Below are 16,627 nucleotides of genomic sequence, written 5' to 3' on the forward strand. Positions count from 1 at the left end.
AAAATTACCGTCCAATTATTAAATTCCCGAATCGCCTTCTCAGGTCTTCGACTGACCTTTTCGCGCCCGTCATATTTGCATAAAACGCAACGCTCGCCTCGCTCTTGGTATCCCGATATTCCGCATTCGTGAGTGCCCGCCTCATCAGGCCCGACTTATCCCTGTGAGAATTTCAGCAGTCGACAGCACCGTCGCATACTCGTCATGCAGGTTGCTCAACGACATCGCGTGCACCTCCTGTGCCGCATGCGGAGCGCCAAAGAAGTCGGTCTGATCAAACGTAAAACAAGCATCGTGAGGCACCAGTACCTCGAACCCCAGATTGCCGCCACTGCGCGCGGTCGACTCCACTGAGTTGTTAGTCGCTACGCCAACAACCACCGCCTGCGTTATGGAATCGGCACGCAGCCAGCTTTCCAGTGGTGTCGTGCAAAACGCTTGGCATGAATATTCATTAGTGGGTCCCGTCATAGGGCGCTAAACACCTGCGCCAGTTTCTGTTGAGCAAACTGCTCGATTACAAAATCGACAAAAGCCCGGGTTTCCCCAGGCAGCAGCTTATGTTCGCTGTAGTACAGCGAGATGTTGCCGTCATCGACGTACCACTCTGGCAACACTCGCAGCAAGGTGCCGTCGCGCAAATACGGCGCAGCGAAAGGCATGCTCACCAGCGCGATGCCCAAACTTTGTTCAGCAGCGGCGCAGGCCGCTTCCGAATCGCTCATGGTCATGCGCAGTGTCAAGTTCAGCGGCTGTGTTCCTGCGCCCGATTAGTCAGCGGCCAGGAACGTACACGTCCCGTCTGCGGCGAACGAATCAAAATCCCCGCGCACCCTTGCAAGTCTTGCGGATTGACCAGGGCTGGATGTTCAGCCAGGTACGCTGGCGACGCGACCAACACCCGATGCGCCGGTGCGAGCCTGCGCGCGACCACACCTTGAGGCAGATCGAAGCCACCACCGATGGCCGCGTCGAAGCCTTGGCCAATCAAGTCCACCTGACGATTATCGAAGTGCCAGTCTGGCGTGATCGCCGGAAAGCGCCGCAGGAATTCACCCAGCAAGGGCACGATATAGAGGCGACCAAAGACCGTGCCCATGCTGACCTTGAGCGTACCTGCCGGCTGCCCCTCGACGCTGGCCAGATTAGCGACGGCATTCTGAATGGTATTGAGGCTTGCGCTAACCTCACCAAGGAAGCGCTGACCGGCTTCCGTGAGGGTCAGCCGACGAGTACTGCGCTGGAACAGCCGAACACCGAGTCGGGATTCCAGCTTGGCGACACTCTTGCCCACCGCTGCTGGCGTCAGACTCAAACGGCGCGCAGCTTCGGCGAAACTGCCGACCTCAGCACTGCGGACGCAACACTCGATGCTGCTGAAGCTTTCCATGTCACCACTCTAAACTTTTGGTTTACACAGACTAGCGCAACTACCCGCTACTCAGGATGCAATCAGCCGTTGATACTGGCCACCAATGTCCTACCCACTGAAACTTTGGAGAACAGCATGACCCCTCAAGCGAACCTCACTCACAAAGTGGCCCTTATTCAAGGCGGCTCTCGCGGCATCGGCGCAGCCATTGTCAAACGTCTGGCAGAACAAGGCGCTGCGGTAGCCTTCACCTATGTCAGCTCGCACGCCAAAGCCTGGGAACTGCAAGACAGCATCACCGCCAAAGGCGGTAAAGCGCTGGCCATCCAGGCCGACAGCGCGGATGCCGAAGCGATTCGTCGTGCCGTGAAAACCACCGTCGACACCTTTGGCCAACTGGACATTCTGGTCAACAACGCAGGCGTTCTGGCCATCGCGCCACTGGAAGACTTCAGCCTCGAAGACTTCGACAAAACCCTGACCATCAACGTGCGCAGTGTGTTCATCGCCTCCCAGGAAGCCGCACGGCACATGAAGGAAGGCGGTCGCATCATCAACATCGGCAGCACCAACGCCGACCGCATGCCCTTCGGCGGTGGCGGCCCATATGCCATGAGCAAAGCGGCGCTGGTCGGTCTGACCAAAGGCCTGGCCCGCGACCTTGGCCCGCGCGGCATCACCATCAACAACGTCCAGCCTGGCCCGGTCGACACCGACATGAACCCGGCCGAAGGTGACTTTGCAGACTCACTGATCCCCCTGATCGCAGTAGGTCGCTACGGCAAAGCCGAAGAAATCGCCAGCTTCGTCGCCTACCTGGCAGGCCCGGAAGCCGGTTACATCACTGGCGCAAGCCTGACCATCGACGGCGGCTTCGGCGCCTGATGCCTGTTGAAGGACAGCCCTGGACTCGGCCACGGACTTCGAACAGACGCCGGAGCCGACTCCTATCTGTACCGATCACTTTGCCGATGACCGCATAATTTGCTTAAGCACATGAAAATTCTGAAAAAAACTTTTGCCTTCGTCAAAGGTTTCGACTACATTAGCGCGCCTCGACAGACTGAATGGTTTGACGAGATACGGTGAGGTGTCCGAGAGGCTTAAGGAGCACGCCTGGAAAGTGTGTATACAAGAAATTGTATCGAGGGTTCGAATCCCTCCCTCACCGCCATATTAGAAACACTATAAACCCCTGAAAACATTGACGTTTTCGGGGGTTTTTAGTTTCTGGCATATGCATTTAGGACCATTTTAGGACCAAAACGGCTCTTTCCATACCGTTACGCACCGCTATAGCCACCCTCCCTCTGCGTCCTGCCGACCGAACACAATCCACTATCAACACGCCTATAAAGATTCGAACGATCATGACGATAATCCAGCAGGGTGATATTCGGCATGCAGAATTCCCGACCAAATCGTTCAACTTTGTTTAGAACAGTTCTAGACTCAGTAAGTTGGAACATAGTGATTGCTACCCTCAATTCCTTTTTATCGCCGATACGCTGTTCTACCGATCGATCAATACCTGTGATCAGCACATGTCCTTCACGTAATGGCATAATGCATACCACAAGGCTAATAATAAATCGCATACCTGATATGCGCAGAGCGTTGCCTCGTCAGCAGCAGAACTCACTACTCCCGCGGAGCACCTCAATATCATGTTCAACAAAAAGTGGCGTCTTCGCTGTGACAGCCTAGAGCTCGAAGTGGCAAGCTTGAAGCAGGAAAAATTTGAAATACAGCGGGATGCTGAAACTCTACGTACTGAAAAGTCGCACGCTAACCAAGCGCAAGCCAGTCTCGATAGTTTGAACGACTACCAGCATGAGTTGCATGGAAAGCTGGGCCATTTCAAGTCGTCGCTTTCGCAGATTCGAGATGATGTGGTATCTCAGAGCCAGATGCTCAGCCGTGAAGTTGATAATCTCCAGCAGCACAGCAATGTATTTCAAGAAACCTCGACCTTGCTCACTGGATTCTCGTCCTCCCTGGGCAACATGGCGGATTCAGGCGTTAAAAGTGTAAGCAGCGTCGAGCTATTGAAGCAACGAGTCGGTGATATCAGCCGTATCGTCGAGCTGATCAAGGCTATTTCTGATCAAACCAACCTCTTGGCTCTCAACGCCGCGATTGAAGCTGCACGTGCGGGCGAAGCCGGCCGTGGATTCGCCGTGGTGGCCGATGAAGTGCGGGCACTGGCCCAGAGCACTCATAAGGCCACCCAGGAAATCAGGCAACTGGTAGGTAGCATTAACCAGGAAACCGATATCGCCAGCCAATCTATCAATGTCTTGTCCACAGAGGCGACTCGTCTTTCTGCAGATGTCTCACGCTCCGCAGAAACGCTTGATGAGATGGTGATACTTGGCGACCACATGAGCAAGATGATCAAGGACATAGCCTTGGAGTCGTTCTGTGAAGCGGTTAAGCTCGATCATCAACTCTTTAAGCTCGACGTCTATCAGCACCTGTTTCAACAAGACAGAGACATCAAGATATCCGACCACACCAGCTGTCGCCTGGGACAGTGGTACCAGAGCAGAGCAACCGAAACTCAGTACGGTCACCACCGCGGCTACCAGCAACTTCAAGGACCTCATCGCATCGTCCATGAGTCAGCCCATGAGGCAATTCGCGCTGCAGAGCAAAATGACTGGAGCGGTGTACTACGTGCCGTAAGCGAAATGGAAAAATCAAGCGTGGTGGTCAATCGTCTGCTAACCGAGCTTGGCTCGCATCAAGGTTGATAAGCCCAGGGCCAATACGCCTCCTTCGGCTTGATCAAAAGTTGAATGGGGCATAAACGTTGCCAGAACCATTCGGTGTCGAGACAGCCGCGGGCAAACCTCAAACCCTTACGTGATCGGGGTTTGAGGCGTTATGCAGCGAAACGGAGCAGAGTCAGGGTCATACCTTCGGACGCAAAAAGCATATCAATGCGATCCACTCACGCCAGAGGGCGTCATTGATCAGTCGTCACTGCCGACATCAACTCCCGCTCATACCCGGTTTGCTACTGGCGCTCACGCGTAACGACCCGCCTACTGAACACAATCCCCTCCCCCCTCACGACAAAACGCTTCAACTCAGTTTTTTGACTGTTGAGTTGAGCGCTTGAACACGTCGGTAAGCACCATTGCGGCGCGAGCAAAGGAGCGGTTCAACCTGGGGTCTTTCCCGACCGCACTCGCTCATTTCAAATTGTTACCGGACGCCCCAGCCTGGGCTAAAACCCTGCCTCGGTAACAGCCGCAAGCGCATTTCAAAAACCTTCGATAAGTTTTATACCGTCTAAAAAACGTTGATCTAGACAGCCTCCAGTTATTTTTAGAACTTTCTTGAACGCCCAATCAACGAGTTGGCCGTTCGATTGCATAGGCTTGTACGTACAAGTAAGCATGTGTTCAGACGCGTAAGCGCCAGAAGGGCCGACACACAGGTTTGCTTAAAGCCCTTGCTCGGGGATTCGGTTCGGAAATTTCTACGTTCATAGCGTCATACGCGTTCCCGCAACAGTACTTATGCGTCACAAGCGCTCATATTGATTTTAGGAAATGAATAATGAAAAAAGCATTGCTGACCCTTTCTGCACTGGCTTTATGCATCGCCGCCGGTTCTGCGCTGGCCAAGGAGTACAAGGAATTGCGCTTCGGCGTCGATCCGTCTTATGCGCCTTTCGAGTCCAAAGCCGCTGATGGCAGCCTGGTGGGCTTTGATATCGATCTGGGCAATGCGATCTGCGCCGAACTGAAGGTCAAGTGCAAATGGGTCGAAAGCGATTTCGACGGCATGATTCCGGGCCTGAAAGCCAACAAATTCGACGGCGTTATCTCGTCGATGACCGTAACAGATGCGCGGATGAAGGTTATCGACTTCTCCGAGGAACTGTTCTCTGGCCCGACTGCACTGGTGTTCAAGAAAGGCGCGGGCGTAACGGCCGACCCTGCAACCCTCAAAGGCAAGAAGGTTGGCTATGAGCAAGGCACCATTCAGGAAGCCTACGCCAAGGCTGTATTGGACAAGGCGGGTGTAACAACCCAGGCCTATGCGAACCAGGACCAGGTTTATGCTGACCTGACGTCTGGCCGTCTCGATGCTGCCGTGCAAGACATGCTGCAGGCGGAACTGGGCTTTTTGAAATCGCCAGCCGGTGCTGGTTTCGAAGTCAGCAAACCCATCAACGATCCACTGCTGCCAGCAAAAACCGCAATCGGCATCTCGAAAGGTAACAAAGACCTCAAGACACTGCTGGATAAAGGTATCAAGGCATTACACGATGATGGCAAATATGCCGAGATCCAGAAAAAACACTTTGGCGACATGAATCTCTACAGCGGCAAATAATGCCCCGGCGCCCATCCTCAAGATGGGCGCTTTTTTGCTTGCCAAGGGCCTGACCAATGTTCGAAAACCTATTACATATTCTGGGACTTTCAGCTTTCAGCCTTAAAGGCTTTGGCCCGCTGTTACTGGAAGGCACCTGGATGACCATCAAACTATCGATACTGTCGCTACTGTTGAGCGTTCTACTCGGTCTGATCGGCGCCAGTGCCAAGCTGTCCAGTTCGTCCCTGCTGCGCATTCCAGCGCAGCTCTACACCACGCTGATTCGTGGGGTGCCGGATCTGGTCCTGATGCTGCTGATTTTCTACAGCCTGCAAACCTGGCTGAGCAACCTCACCGTGGCGCTGGACTGGGACTATATCGAGATTGATTCATTCAGCGCCGGGATCATTACCCTGGGGTTCATCTACGGCGCTTATTTCACCGAGACCTTTCGCGGCGCGATCCTCGCCGTGCCTCGTGGGCAGATGGAAGCTGCAACGGCCTATGGCTTGAGCCGCAGCCAGCGCTTCCGCTTCGTGGTGTTCCCGCAAATGATGCGCTTCGCCCTGCCCGGCATCGGCAATAACTGGATGGTGATTCTCAAAGCCACCGCACTGGTCTCGATCATCGGCTTGGCCGATCTGGTCAAGGCTGCCCAGGATGCCGGCAAAAGCACCTATCAACTGTTCTACTTTCTGGTACTCGCCGCCTTGATCTATCTGCTGATTACCAGCGCTTCGAACTATGTCCTGCGCAGGCTGGAATACCGTTATGCCGCAGGCTCCAGGGAGGCGGTACGATGATCGATCTTCTACAGGAATACTGGAAACCGTTCCTTTACAACGACGGTTATCACATCACCGGGCTGGCCATGACTTTGTGGCTACTCAGCGCCTCGATCTTCATCGGCTTTCTGGTGTCGATCCCGCTGTCGATTGCCCGGGTTTCAACCCATGTATGGGTACGCTGGCCGGTCCAGTTCTATACCTATCTATTTCGCGGTACGCCGCTGTATATCCAACTGCTGATTTGCTATACGGGGATCTATAGCATCGCCGCAGTTCGCGCTCAACCGGTGCTCGATGCGTTCTTTCGCGATGCGATGAACTGCACCATTCTCGCCTTTGCCCTGAACACCTGCGCCTACACAACGGAAATTTTCGCCGGGGCAATCCGCAGCATGGCCCACGGTGAAGTCGAAGCGGCAAAGGCCTATGGTCTGACCGGCTGGAAGCTGTATGCCTATGTGATCATGCCGTCGGCACTGCGCCGCTCGTTGCCGTACTACAGCAATGAAGTGATTCTGATGCTGCATTCGACCACCGTGGCCTTTACCGCGACCATCCCGGATATTTTGAAAATTGCACGAGACGCCAATTCGGCGACCTTTTTGACCTTCCAATCGTTCGGAATTGCCGCGCTCATCTACTTGAGCGTCACCTTTGCACTGGTCGGTTTGTTCCGCTTGGCAGAACACCGATGGCTGGCGTTTCTTGGCCCGGCTCACTAGGACGTCAACTGCACGCGCAGCGGCTATCTACTTCCCTCTTGAGGATGCTTGCACACATGTACAAACTGACCATTGACGGCCTGCATAAAAGTTACGGCAGCCACGAAGTACTCAAAGGCGTGTCGCTGAAAGCCAAAACCGGCGATGTGATCAGCCTGATCGGCGCGAGCGGTTCGGGTAAGAGCACGTTTCTACGGTGCATCAACTTTCTCGAAACACCCAACAGCGGCAGCATGAGCCTGGACGACCAGCAGATTCGCATGATCAGTGATCGACACGGCATGCGCGTAGCCGACGACGCAGAACTGCAACGAATCCGCACCCGCCTGGCGATGGTGTTCCAGCACTTTAATCTGTGGAGCCACATGACTGTGCTGGAGAACATCACCATGGCCCCGCGCCGAGTGCTGGGGGTCAGCAAGAAGGATGCAGAGGATCGGGCTCGACGCTATCTCGACAAAGTCGGTCTGCCATCCCGTGTCGCCGATCAATATCCCGCGTTTCTCTCTGGAGGTCAGCAACAGCGCGTCGCCATCGCCCGGGCCTTGTCCATGGAACCGGAGGTCATGCTGTTCGACGAACCGACCTCGGCACTCGACCCGGAATTGGTTGGCGAAGTACTGAAGGTCATTCAGGGGCTGGCCGAAGAAGGCCGTACCATGATCATGGTCACCCACGAAATGAGCTTCGCTCGTAAAGTGTCAAATCAGGTGCTGTTTCTGCATCAAGGGCTGGTCGAAGAACAGGGAGCACCCGAGGACGTACTGGGCAATCCCCAAAGCGAGCGGCTGCGGCAGTTTCTCAGCGGCAATCTGAAGTAAGCCCCACCCTCCGCACACTACCTTTGAGCGACTAGCACGTTGCTCAAAGGGCTGATCAAGGACTTGATCAAAGGGTCACTGATTACTTTGGTAGTTGGCGTTATCATTCTGGACTTCGCTTCCAGGCGGTCCATGTCCCCCATCAAAACCTTTCTTTCGCCATTCGACCAACACCCAATCAAATTTGCTAGGCTCAGCCTTCTATACAGGAGGCCACCCATGACTCTCGAAGAAATGAACATTCCTCTATCGATCAAAACTCAAGCCGCCGATATCATCGCGCGCATTGAGCAGTCGACTGGAATTATCGATGCGACAATGGCGGGAGGGATCGCTGAAGGCTTTGTACTGGGTATCGTCTGCCTCAAGGCAATGCAGCCAGAGGATATCGATCAGTTGGAAACGCTGTTCAGTCAGGCCGGTGACCGGAAAATGGCTGGGTTGAAATAGACTTTCCTGTCCGTGGACGGATGACGGCTGCCACACTTTTATGCGTATTCTGCCCATCAGCCAGGCTCGCGCTCCTTACACGCCAGTGGAATGCATCAAGACCGCTTAGGGGAAATGCGAGTTTCAGATTGCTTCACTCCGTGGTGGGCACTCAACACGCTCCAGGAGATATCTCCCTGTTCCGACGTAGACAGCCAAGCGACCATGCTCCACACCAGGCCCAGCCAAAACACTCCCAAAACCATCAACATCCTTATGAAGGCTCGCGTGGTCATGATGGCAACCCGTTTGAATGATACTCATCATGCATCAGTCTCTCTCTAACCGTTCAACTTTGTTCAAATAAGTTTCATTCCTGCAAATAACCTGTATGCGTCGAACAGAGGACGATGTGGATAGAGACAGTGGAGGACCCGCCGACCCTGTATCGTGTTAAAACACTGCATGAGACACCGTATATTACCTCGTCATCTAGTCCGGCTCAGCGCCGGGCTTTTTCATTGTTTGCCCACTGCACTAACCCACAACGTTGTACCTATCTTTTGAGGTTGAAATCATGCGATTGACGCTGCCCGTACTAGTTTTAGGGCTTCTTGCTGCTCAAGGTGTCATGGCTGCCGGAGATGGCACTGCTGCTATTGGTGGCGGGCTTGGCGGCGCGCTTGGAAATGTCATCGGTCAACAGATGGGCGGAAGCACCGGGGCGGCGGTTGGAGCAGGTGTCGGCGGCGCTGCAGGCAGTGCTGTAGGCGCTAAAAGAGGCAACAAAACCGAAGCGGCCATTGGCGGTGGTATTGGTTCGGCGGGTGGCTCGATAATCGGCAACAAGCTAGGCGGCACGACCGGATCAACCATCGGTGCAGGCCTTGGTGGTGCAGCGGGCGGAGCCCTTGGTAACAACATGGCCGATGACGGTGGTAATAATCGATCCGACGGGAAGAGGCACGGCCACAAACGCAACAAGCATAAACACGACTGAGTCGCTTTTGATTGATTGCGCGCGACGCCTGATCTGTCGACACGCTCGCTATAGCCCGGCCCAGCGCCGGGCTTTTTCATTCTGCCCCGGCGTATAGCCCTAAAGCACCCACCGACGAGGGCGAGGCGGAACCTGACAGAAAGGCCTGATGATGAGCAGGCCAGCCTTTTTTGGCGCTATTCCTGCCCCAACGAATAGAGCAGTGAAAGCCCCAAATGCAGGATTGCGTCGTCTGACCGGTTTGAAAGCGAAGCCCTCAGACTGATCAGTTCACCCCCTTCATCCCCGGGATGGACCAGGCCTTGCAGTGTGATACGCAGTGCCCACACTTGATGCCAAAACGGTTCATCTCTAGGGTCGTTGTTCAGCTTTTGAATCACATACTTTCCGTACAACCCGGTTTCACGGGTGAATACCCTGAAATGGGCTCTGGCTACGCCGAACGGCGACTCGATATGCCAGGCAGTGCCATCCCCAAGAGTTTCGAAGGTCACCCCCAGTGTTTGCCTGGAGTGCTCGTCCTCGAAAAGCGCCTTCAGCCTCGCCGTCAACCTGACAGCATATTTTTTTAGCTGGGCTGACTCTTCCACGGCCGATGTGACTGTGGCCCAGTGTTCTTCGGGTATCGACAGGTATCTCATGGCAACCTCCGGAGCTGCTTGAACGCTCACTGTGCACCTTCCTTGTATCAACCCGGCAACCGCCCTCAAACCCCACACTCGTCGCAGGCTCGGACGCTGCCCGTCCATTCCAATACTAGGCCAAGAAGTGAACATGGATCGGGATCCACGGTTAGGAAGTTGATCCTCACTCCGTACGACGACCGAGACTCGTTTCCGGTGTAACCTAGCGCCGGTTGTCGCATAGCTCGACGTTAATCTGCCAGAGGAGACGAAGCATGAACGCATTAGAGTGGAACGAAGTCGCGCTGGCGAAATTTCTCGCTGACAATTCTTTCTTGCAGGCAGAGATCGAAAACCTGAGCCCCGAGGAGCAAAAGCAGCAGACCCACTGGGCCTTCGAGGATGAGGCGGAGTCTCAAGGTATCGAGCCCTGGGAGTTGGCGTTGCAACTGGTTGCCGAGTCGCCCGAACAACTTAAGACGATGCGTCTTGAAGCCCATAAACAAGTCGCCGAGACACTCGGTATGAACTGGGCAGAGTACTGCGAGCTGAACGATATCGAGGAGTGATAAGCCTCAAGGTGATCCGCCGTTGAAAAAATGTGTTGCCGCACGTGCACGACCGACCGTTGCGGCAGCCCGCTTTATCCAGTGATTCAAGGCTGAGGCCGGCTAAAATCCTGACTCACCAGTCATCCATAGCGCTTTACCTTGGCGTCGCGGGTGGGTAACGTCTGCCCCACTTCAACACAAGGAATCGCGTCATGAGTGATCTGATCTCGTATCACCTGGAAGACGGTATTGCCACGCTGACCTTGAGCAATGGCAAGGTCAATGCTATTTCCCCGGAGGTGATCGTAGCGTTCAACTCGGCGCTGGATCAGGCCGAACAGGATCGCGCGGTGGTGATCATTACCGGGCAACCGGGGATTCTTTCGGGTGGTTATGACCTCAAGGTGATGACGTCCGGTCCTGAGAATGCAATCAGCCTGGTCACGGCCGGTTCGAGCCTGGCACGGCGGCTTTTAGCGCACCCTTTCCCGGTGGTGGTTGCCTGCCCTGGGCACGCAGTGGCCAAAGGCGCATTTTTGCTCTTGTCGGTAGATTACCGGATTGGCGTGGACGGTCCGTTCAGCATCGGCTTGAACGAAGTACAGATTGGCATGACCATGCACCATGCCGGGATCGAATTGGCGCGTGATCGCCTGAGCAAATCGGCCTTCCATCGGTCGGTGATCAACGCCGAGATGTTCAACCCTAAAGGCGCTCTGGATGCAGGTTTTCTCGACAAGGTTGTCAGCGCCGAAGAACTGCAAAGCGCCGCACGCACAGCGGCCTTGCAATTGAAGAAACTCAATATGGTGGCGCACAAGAACACCAAGCTGAAAGTGCGCAAGGCGCTGCTTGAGGCGCTCGACCAGTCCATCGTGCTGGATCAGCAACACTCCGTGATTTGATCTTTAATCGGTTGAAAAAGCCTGATTCTTTGCCAGGTCTTTTCAACCGACCGCTCTAACGCAAGCCTGTCCCGACACAAGAAATATCTCCTCAAACAATCAACCCTGAACAGCCCTGCTCTGCAATTGCTGTCCTCAGTGCACATCCGTACACTGCGCCACCTTTTGCCTTGGTGGGCCAGTTGATGCTGTTGGTGTTTCGCATGTTGTTAATGGGCCTGCACTTTATTGCAGCGGGTGTACTGGGCGTATTGTTAGGGCTGTGCCGTCCATTCAATCCGGATAACAGTCGTCTGTGCGCGCGCATTTACGCCTGGCCTGCGATGTATATTTTACGTTTGCGTCTGAAGGCCGACATGGCCCCGTTGCTCAAGCAGTCGCAACCGTGCGTAATCATTGCCAATCATCAGTCGAACTACGACCTCTTTGTCCTCGGCAATGTGGTCCCTCCACGCACCGTTTGTATCGGCAAGAAAAGCCTTAAATGGGTGCCATTGTTCGGTCAGCTGTTTTGGTTGGCGGGTAATGTCCTGATTGATCGCGGCAACGCCCACAAAGCCCGGCAGTCGATGTTGACCACGACCGACACCTTGCAGCACAAGGACACCTCGATATGGGTCTTCCCGGAGGGCACACGCAACCTCGGAGAAGACTTGCTGCCATTCAAAAAGGGCGCGTTCCAGATGGCCATCGCTGCCGGCGTGCCCATCGTGCAGGTATGCGTCAGCAGCTACATCAAACACATGCAACTCAATCGCTGGCGCACGACCCGAATAATGATTCGTTCATTGCCCGCCATCCCGACGGCTGGCTTGAGCCTGGATGACGTGCCCATACTGATGGGCCGATGCCGCGAGCAGATGCAAATCTGTATCGCCGCCATGGACAAGCAACTGCTCGGCGCATGACGCTCACCCTTCAAGCCCGTTGAGTCGGCTTTATTGCCCGTGAACTCACCCGCTATCGCTGACTCTGATCAGTCAGACCACGTTAAGCTAAGCGCTACGTGCCACTGTCATCCAAAAAAGAAGAAGCGATACCACTATGGGCCGAGTTGTTGCTGCTGCGGTTTACAGCGCCGGAAAAAAAGTCACCAACATTACCCTCGACGAGGGTGCCGCATGGGCTGCGAAGCCCGGGCACTTCGTCTGGATTGGCCTGGAACAACCCAATGCGGAGGAACTGACTAATCTACAACGTCAGTTCAATTTGCATGAACTGGCCATCGAAGATGCACTTGAGACACACAGCCGACCGAAGCTCGAAACCTTCGGCGACGCACTGTTCATCGTCACGTACTCCCCTGTTCGCGAAAACGGCAAACTCGAATTCATCGAGACGCATATCTTTGCTGGCAAGGGCTACATCATCACCGCCCGTAATGGCCACTCGAAATCGTACGGGCTGGTGCGCCAGCGTTGCGAGGCGCGGCCGTTGCTGCTTGAACATGGTGAAGATTTCGTGCTGTATGCGCTCCTCGACTTCGTCACAGAGTGTTATCAACCCGTTACCGAGGCCATCCACAGCGAACTCGACGCACTCGAACACGGTGTACTGAGCGGCGCGATGAACGAAGTCGATATTCAGCGCATTCACAGTCTGCGCCGCGATCTGCTGCGGTTACGCAGGTACGTGGCGCCCATGGTGGAGATTGGTGAAGAACTGCAAAAACTGAGCTTCCCGTTTATCGACAAGAACATGCGCCCGTACTTTCGCGACGTCGAAATTCACGTCACTCGGCAAATGGAAGATTTGGCCAACCTGCGCGACATCGCCAGCCAGACCATCGAAATCGGTCTACTGCTGGAGTCCTCGCGGCAAAGCATCGTGCAGCGCAAGTTCGCAGCCTGGGCGGCGATTTTGGCGTTTCCGACGGCGGTTGCGGGGATCTACGGGATGAACTTCCAGAACATGCCGGAGCTGGGTTGGCAATACGGCTATTTCGCGGTGCTCGGGTTTATCTCGACAGGATGCGTGGGTTTGTATGCCAGCTTCAAGCGCTCGGGATGGTTGTAGCGCACCTGCTCGACAGCGGTAGAGCAGGTGCGATTTACCCTCAGCCCACCTGTGTTTCAGGCTTGTGCGCCACAAAACGCATCATCCATTCAGCCACGGTCGTGCCGTGGTGGTCGTATTCCAGACTGGCGATGCCGCTGTTATAGATCTGCTCACCCAGGTGCTGTTGGCGGATCTCCAGCAAGGCGCGGGAGTAATCGTGGATGAACTCCGGGTGACCCTGAAAGCACAGCACTTGATCATTGATGTGGAACGCGGCGAACGGGCAGAAATCGCTGGAGGCAATTACGGTAGCGTTTTCCGGGAGTACCGTGACTTGATCCTGGTGGCTGATGAGCAACGTCAGCTCGTCGATAGCCGGACTCATCCACGGTGTCGCCGGAGCCAGTTTATATCGGTGCGTACCGACGCCCCAGCCCTGATGGGCACGTTCACTTTTCCCACCCAGCAGCAACGCCAATAATTGATGGCCGAAGCAGATACCCAGCAGCTTGTCACCTTGCTCGAACCGCTGCAGCAGGAAGGTTTTCAGGGTTTGAATCCATGGATCGCTGCCGAATGAGTCGGCTTTGCTACCGGTGATCAGATACGCGTCGAAACGCTCATCAGCAGCAGGGTAATCACCATGCATCACGTTGTAGACGCTAAATTCTGCCGGAATCGGCTGACGCGAAAACAACCGTTCAAACATCTGCCCATAACCCTGATATTGATTGACCAACTCCGGACGCAGGACGTCGGTTTCCAGAATGCAGATGCGTAACGACATAAAAAAGTACCTGACACAGTAAAGGCAATAGCGCAGGGGCAAAGCCTGCCTTGAATAACCACATCAAGGCAAGTGCCCACGCACTATTCATTTACTCCAGTTTCGCGCGCGCCCCTTAAAACAATTGGTTCTGCGCGGCTTTATCCAGCAACAGTACCGGTGGCTCGAAACGCTCTCCGTACTGTTCGACCAGATACTGCGCGCGAGCGACGAAATCCTTGAGCCCGTACTGGTTGATAAATTGCAGCGCACCACCGCTCCAGGCGGCAAAGCCGATGCCGAAGATCGACCCAATGTTAGCGTCGGCGGTGGACAACAGAACGCCCTCCTCCAGGCAACGCACGGTTTCGATGGCCTGAATGAACAGCAAGCGATCGCGTACATCCTGCGCGGCAATCTGCCCATCGGCTTTTTCGAAGCGCGATTTCAGTTCCGGCCACAAGTGCTTGGGCGCGCCTTGTGGGTAGTCATAAAACCCACCGCCAGCGGCCTTGCCTGGGCGCTTGTACTCATTGAGCATCAGGTCGACCACCGCGAACGCAGGGTGTTGCGGCACGGGTTTGCCCTCAGCCTCGAGATCCTTGCGCGCCTGTTGGCGAATGTGGCTCATCAGGCTCAAAGACACTTCATCGGACACTGCCAGCGGCCCAACGGGCATACCAGCCTTGCGCGCCTCGGTTTCAATCATCGCCGCCGATACGCCTTCGCCAAGCATGGCAATGCCTTCGTTGGTAAAGGTTCCGAACACCCGTGAGGTGAAGAAGCCCCGACTGTCGTTGACCACGATTGGGGTTTTCTTGATTTGCAGGACAAAATCGAAACCTCGGGCCAGGGTTTCATCGCTGGTGTTGGCACCCTTGATGATCTCCACCAGTTGCATCTTGTCCACCGGGCTGAAGAAATGCAGGCCGATAAACCGGTTCTCTTGCACAATCGCCTTCGCCAGGCCGCTGATAGGCAAGGTCGAGGTGTTGGACGCGATGACAGCGTCACGCAAGGCAACCCGCTCCGCTGCAGCCGTGACAGTGCCTTTGAGCGAGCGGTCTTCGAACACGGCTTCAATGATCAGATCGCAGCCATGCAGATCGGCATCCAGCTCAGTGGCCAGGATGCGGGCCAGAATCGCATCCCGCTGCTCGGCGGTCATTCGCCCACTGGAGACCTTCTTGTCCAGCAACTTGGCAGAATGGCTTTTGCCCTTCTCAGCCGCAGCCTGACTGACGTCTTTAAGTACCACCTCGATACCCGCCGACGCGCTCACGTAAGCAATGCCCGCGCCCATCATGCCCGCGCCTAACACGCCGACTTTTTTGGTCTGATGAACCGGAATACCTGTGGGGCGTGATCCACCGGCATTGATTTCATTGAGCTGAAACCAGAAAGTGCCGATCATGTTTTTCGCGACCTGACCGGTGGTGAGTTCGGTGAAGTAGCGTGTTTCGATGATCTGCGCCGTATCGAAATCCACCTGTGCGCCTTCTACAGCAGCACACAGAATTTTCTCGGGCGCCGGGAAACATCCCTGAGTACGGTTTTGCAGGATCGACGGCGCAATGGCGAGCATTTGCGCGACTTTCGGGTGTGAGGGCGTGCCACCGGGAATCTGGTACCCGGCCACATCCCACGGTTGTTTCGCGGACGGGTTGGCGCCGATCCACGCGCGGGCCTTGGCCAGCATGTCGTCGCGGTCGCTGGCGATCTGGTCAATCAGGCCTGCTTGCAGTGCCTGTTGCGGACCAATTTTCTTACCTTCGAGCAAATACGGCAGGGCTTTTTCCAGACCGAGCATGCGCACCATCCGCACGACTCCGCCGCCGCCCGGCAAGAGGCCCAAGGTGACTTCCGGCAGGCCGATCTGAACACTGCTGCTGTCCAGGGCAATGCGATGATGACAAGCCAGGCAGATCTCCCAACCGCCGCCCAACGCGGCGCCATTAATGGCGGCGACCACCGGTTTGCCCAAGGTTTCGAGCGTGCGCAGCTGTGCCTTCAGGTTCAGGACCATCTCGTAGAACCACTGTGCACGGGCCTTGTCGACCTGAATCAGTTCGTTGAGATCGCCACCGGCGAAAAAGGTTTTCTTCGCGGAGGTGATGATTACCCCGGCAATCGAGTCTTTCTCGGTGTTCAGTCGGGCGACGATGCTGGCCATGGCATCGCGGTACACCGCGTTCATGGTGTTGGCGGTCTGGCCGGGCATGTCGATGGTCAGGACGACAATCTGGTCCTGGCCCTTCTCATAATGGATGGCGTCAGTCATGGCGGAGGTCATAGAGAAATCCTGGTGAAGTCGGGA

General features: G+C 55.3%; 16 protein-coding genes, 1 tRNA gene and 3 pseudogenes. 14 read left to right on the plus strand and 6 right to left on the minus strand.

Features of this window, described 5'->3' with window-relative positions; all coding sequences use genetic code 11:
- Positions 1–144: 144 nt before the first annotated feature.
- Both RHM55_RS04585 and RHM55_RS04590 read right to left on the minus strand, forming a co-directional pair.
- A pseudogene (locus RHM55_RS04585) lies at positions 145–438 on the minus strand (isochorismatase family protein); the annotation flags it as partial.
- A 29-nt stretch (positions 439–467) separates the two neighbouring features.
- Positions 468–1,390, minus strand: a pseudogene (locus RHM55_RS04590) (LysR family transcriptional regulator).
- Positions 1,391–1,507: 117 nt separating this feature from the next.
- Here RHM55_RS04590 and RHM55_RS04595 point away from each other — a divergent pair.
- Both RHM55_RS04595 and RHM55_RS04600 read left to right on the plus strand, forming a co-directional pair.
- Positions 1,508–2,257: a 3-oxoacyl-ACP reductase family protein gene (locus RHM55_RS04595; protein WP_322179738.1), complete on the plus strand. Its 750-nt coding sequence runs from the start codon at positions 1,508–1,510 to the stop codon at positions 2,255–2,257.
- Positions 2,258–2,456: 199 nt separating this feature from the next.
- Positions 2,457–2,546 (plus strand) — tRNA-Ser (locus tag RHM55_RS04600).
- Positions 2,547–2,655: 109 nt separating this feature from the next.
- On the opposite strand, the gene RHM55_RS04605 is transcribed toward RHM55_RS04600, so the two are convergent.
- Positions 2,656–2,937: a hypothetical protein gene (locus tag RHM55_RS04605; RefSeq protein ID WP_322179740.1), complete on the minus strand. Its 282-nt coding sequence runs from the start codon at positions 2,935–2,937 to the stop codon at positions 2,656–2,658.
- Between the two features lie 519 nt (positions 2,938–3,456).
- Between RHM55_RS04605 and RHM55_RS25830 the strand changes: the two are divergent.
- From RHM55_RS25830 to RHM55_RS04640, 8 genes and pseudogenes are all read left to right on the plus strand, one after another.
- Positions 3,457–3,729, plus strand: a pseudogene (locus RHM55_RS25830) (methyl-accepting chemotaxis protein); the annotation flags it as partial.
- A gap of 36 nt (positions 3,730–3,765) precedes the next feature.
- Positions 3,766–4,128: a CZB domain-containing protein gene (locus tag RHM55_RS25835; RefSeq protein ID WP_407074668.1), complete on the plus strand. Its 363-nt coding sequence runs from the start codon at positions 3,766–3,768 to the stop codon at positions 4,126–4,128.
- Positions 4,129–4,942: 814 nt separating this feature from the next.
- Complete coding sequence (locus RHM55_RS04615) at positions 4,943–5,725, plus strand: transporter substrate-binding domain-containing protein (RefSeq protein ID WP_322179745.1); 783 nt, start codon at positions 4,943–4,945, stop codon at positions 5,723–5,725.
- A 56-nt stretch (positions 5,726–5,781) separates the two neighbouring features.
- The gene (locus RHM55_RS04620) at positions 5,782–6,510 is read left to right on the plus strand and encodes an ABC transporter permease (RefSeq protein WP_322179747.1); all 729 of its coding nucleotides are present in this window, start codon (positions 5,782–5,784) and stop codon (positions 6,508–6,510) included.
- Positions 6,507–7,217, plus strand: a complete 711-nt coding sequence (locus RHM55_RS04625) for an ABC transporter permease (protein WP_322179749.1) — start codon at positions 6,507–6,509, stop codon at positions 7,215–7,217. The genes RHM55_RS04620 and RHM55_RS04625 overlap by 4 nt, the downstream gene beginning before the upstream one ends.
- 56 nt (positions 7,218–7,273) lie before the next feature.
- Positions 7,274–8,038: an ABC transporter ATP-binding protein gene (locus RHM55_RS04630; protein ID WP_322179751.1), complete on the plus strand. Its 765-nt coding sequence runs from the start codon at positions 7,274–7,276 to the stop codon at positions 8,036–8,038.
- 219 nt (positions 8,039–8,257) lie between these two features.
- A complete protein-coding gene (locus RHM55_RS04635; RefSeq protein ID WP_322179753.1) occupies positions 8,258–8,488 on the plus strand; it encodes a hypothetical protein in 231 nt (76 codons plus the stop codon).
- Positions 8,489–9,044: 556 nt separating this feature from the next.
- On the plus strand, positions 9,045–9,467 hold the full coding sequence (locus RHM55_RS04640; protein ID WP_322179755.1) for a hypothetical protein: 423 nt from the start codon (positions 9,045–9,047) through the stop codon (positions 9,465–9,467).
- A gap of 176 nt (positions 9,468–9,643) precedes the next feature.
- Here the strand turns inward: RHM55_RS04640 and RHM55_RS04645 are convergent, their stop codons facing one another.
- Positions 9,644–10,138: a hypothetical protein gene (locus RHM55_RS04645; RefSeq protein WP_322179757.1), complete on the minus strand. Its 495-nt coding sequence runs from the start codon at positions 10,136–10,138 to the stop codon at positions 9,644–9,646.
- 227 nt (positions 10,139–10,365) lie between these two features.
- Here RHM55_RS04645 and RHM55_RS04650 point away from each other — a divergent pair, with 227 nt between their 5' ends.
- The 4 genes from RHM55_RS04650 to RHM55_RS04665 all read left to right on the plus strand — a co-directional run bounded on the left by RHM55_RS04650 (position 10,366) and on the right by RHM55_RS04665 (position 13,562).
- Positions 10,366–10,659: a DUF6388 family protein gene (locus tag RHM55_RS04650; RefSeq protein ID WP_322179759.1), complete on the plus strand. Its 294-nt coding sequence runs from the start codon at positions 10,366–10,368 to the stop codon at positions 10,657–10,659.
- A 194-nt stretch (positions 10,660–10,853) separates the two neighbouring features.
- Positions 10,854–11,546 (plus strand): crotonase/enoyl-CoA hydratase family protein, encoded by a 693-nt coding sequence (locus tag RHM55_RS04655; protein WP_322179761.1) that lies wholly within the window; start codon positions 10,854–10,856, stop codon positions 11,544–11,546.
- 185 nt (positions 11,547–11,731) lie between these two features.
- The gene (locus RHM55_RS04660; RefSeq protein ID WP_322179763.1) at positions 11,732–12,454 is read left to right on the plus strand and encodes a 1-acylglycerol-3-phosphate O-acyltransferase; all 723 of its coding nucleotides are present in this window, start codon (positions 11,732–11,734) and stop codon (positions 12,452–12,454) included.
- A 136-nt stretch (positions 12,455–12,590) separates the two neighbouring features.
- Entirely contained in the window at positions 12,591–13,562 is a 972-nt protein-coding gene (locus tag RHM55_RS04665; RefSeq protein ID WP_322179765.1) for a magnesium and cobalt transport protein CorA, read from the plus strand.
- A 40-nt stretch (positions 13,563–13,602) separates the two neighbouring features.
- On the opposite strand, the gene RHM55_RS04670 is transcribed toward RHM55_RS04665, so the two are convergent.
- Both RHM55_RS04670 and RHM55_RS04675 read right to left on the minus strand, forming a co-directional pair.
- Positions 13,603–14,331, minus strand: a complete 729-nt coding sequence (locus RHM55_RS04670; protein ID WP_322179767.1) for an amidotransferase — start codon at positions 14,329–14,331, stop codon at positions 13,603–13,605.
- 115 nt (positions 14,332–14,446) lie between these two features.
- Positions 14,447–16,591: a 3-hydroxyacyl-CoA dehydrogenase NAD-binding domain-containing protein gene (locus RHM55_RS04675; protein WP_322182740.1), complete on the minus strand. Its 2,145-nt coding sequence runs from the start codon at positions 16,589–16,591 to the stop codon at positions 14,447–14,449.
- Between the last annotated feature and the right edge of the window lie 36 nt (positions 16,592–16,627).

The organism is Pseudomonas sp. MH9.2 (genome assembly GCF_034353875.1).
Lineage (GTDB): Bacteria > Pseudomonadota > Gammaproteobacteria > Pseudomonadales > Pseudomonadaceae > Aquipseudomonas.

Coding starts and splice junctions, on each gene's coding strand:
- RHM55_RS04595 (WP_322179738.1), top strand. CDS start 1,508: ATGACCCCTCAAGCGAACCTCACTCACAAAGTGGCCCTTATTCAAGGC.
- RHM55_RS04605 (WP_322179740.1), bottom strand. CDS start 2,937: ATGCCATTACGTGAAGGACATGTGCTGATCACAGGTATTGATCGATCG.
- RHM55_RS25835 (WP_407074668.1), top strand. CDS start 3,766: ATGATCAAGGACATAGCCTTGGAGTCGTTCTGTGAAGCGGTTAAGCTC.
- RHM55_RS04615 (WP_322179745.1), top strand. CDS start 4,943: ATGAAAAAAGCATTGCTGACCCTTTCTGCACTGGCTTTATGCATCGCC.
- RHM55_RS04620 (WP_322179747.1), top strand. CDS start 5,782: ATGTTCGAAAACCTATTACATATTCTGGGACTTTCAGCTTTCAGCCTT.
- RHM55_RS04625 (WP_322179749.1), top strand. CDS start 6,507: ATGATCGATCTTCTACAGGAATACTGGAAACCGTTCCTTTACAACGAC.
- RHM55_RS04630 (WP_322179751.1), top strand. CDS start 7,274: ATGTACAAACTGACCATTGACGGCCTGCATAAAAGTTACGGCAGCCAC.
- RHM55_RS04635 (WP_322179753.1), top strand. CDS start 8,258: ATGACTCTCGAAGAAATGAACATTCCTCTATCGATCAAAACTCAAGCC.
- RHM55_RS04640 (WP_322179755.1), top strand. CDS start 9,045: ATGCGATTGACGCTGCCCGTACTAGTTTTAGGGCTTCTTGCTGCTCAA.
- RHM55_RS04650 (WP_322179759.1), top strand. CDS start 10,366: ATGAACGCATTAGAGTGGAACGAAGTCGCGCTGGCGAAATTTCTCGCT.
- RHM55_RS04655 (WP_322179761.1), top strand. CDS start 10,854: ATGAGTGATCTGATCTCGTATCACCTGGAAGACGGTATTGCCACGCTG.
- RHM55_RS04660 (WP_322179763.1), top strand. CDS start 11,732: ATGCTGTTGGTGTTTCGCATGTTGTTAATGGGCCTGCACTTTATTGCA.
- RHM55_RS04665 (WP_322179765.1), top strand. CDS start 12,591: ATGGGCCGAGTTGTTGCTGCTGCGGTTTACAGCGCCGGAAAAAAAGTC.
- RHM55_RS04670 (WP_322179767.1), bottom strand. CDS start 14,331: ATGTCGTTACGCATCTGCATTCTGGAAACCGACGTCCTGCGTCCGGAG.
- RHM55_RS04675 (WP_322182740.1), bottom strand. CDS start 16,591: ATGACTGACGCCATCCATTATGAGAAGGGCCAGGACCAGATTGTCGTC.